This is a genomic window from Desulfobacterium sp. N47, assembly GCF_051233685.1.
GTDB lineage: Bacteria > Desulfobacterota > Desulfobacteria > Desulfobacterales > RPRI01 > RPRI01.
The window spans coordinates 1-1,062 of sequence record NZ_JBAMMY010000141.1; the positions used below are offsets into that span (position 1 = coordinate 1).

The 1,062-nt window shown below is 38.3% G+C and carries 1 protein-coding gene; it reads left to right on the plus strand.

Translation table 11 applies throughout. The features are described from left to right. Positions 1 to 142 precede the first annotated feature (142 nt). Positions 143 to 901, plus strand: coding sequence for a transposase (locus VXK47_RS09450; protein ID WP_435548532.1), 759 nt, complete (start codon positions 143 to 145; stop codon positions 899 to 901). Positions 902 to 1,062 lie beyond the last annotated feature (161 nt).

Sequence of the window (1,062 nt, forward strand, 5' to 3'; positions counted from 1 at the left end):
CGAAAGGTATTAAAATATCAGATAAGGATCTTCGCCGAGTAAATATCAGTCGTAATGAATTCCATGGAGATTGGAATTATACAATAATGCCATATCGATCAACAGATAAATTGTAAACGTTATTTTGTGACAACTCCTAAGAATGCAAATAAGAAACAGCCTGTTGACCAAATATTTTCCAGAGGCAGACTGTTATTTGAAGAATTGTGCAGATGAATATCTTGCTGTTATCCGTTGGTATCTGGACCCTATTAAAATTGTGTCAACTGATTTTAAAGAGTTTGTCAAACATGTCACAACGAAAGATCGCGGGGATCGGCAGGTTCAACGTTTAAAAAAGATATACGATTTGGCCGAACCCTCGGTTGGGTTGCCGGTAAACTCAGCAACAGTATTTGAAGCACAAATGATAGTTGATAGAATACGTAAAGTGAGACAAGAAGTTTCACAAGTAATGGCCGAGATGAAAGCCGTATGCGGAAATTTGTATGGTTATAGTTTATTGCAGACCATACTAGGATTTGTACCCTATATAAGCGCTTTGGTTTTGGCAACCATCGGCAATCCGTTCCGGTTTAAAAGTCGCAAACAAGTGATCCGTTTAGCTGGTCTGGATCTAAATGCTAACCGCAGCGGTAAAACAAGCAGTGATAGTGTTCCGGTCATATCCAAAAAAGGTGATACTGATCTGCGATATGGATTATACCAGGCAGGGTTGGTTGCTTCAAATTGTAATGAAATCTTCAGAAGGCTTTTTCATGACATGATAGATGGCCGTCACGGGGAACGAGGCATTAGGACAAAAATGCGTGTAAAACTGGCTGCCAAGTTATTGGTGATTGCATGGACCATGCTTAAGAAAAACGAGACTTTCAATCCAAGCTATTTAATGACGGATTGAAATAGCATTAAAAAATTATACTAAGAGTCTGTCATAATATTATTGTAACATATTAGCTTGTGTTCGGTAAGATGGTGTAATTCCACTCTCCATGAAAATCATCCATCTTCATATTCACTTTTAGAAGATCTTCATCAGATACCTGTATGCCTTTGGGATAC

Excerpts from the sequence above, each read along its gene's own strand:
- VXK47_RS09450 (WP_435548532.1), top strand. The coding sequence starts at position 143 with ATGCAAATAAGAAACAGCCTGTTGACCAAATATTTTCCAGAGGCAGAC.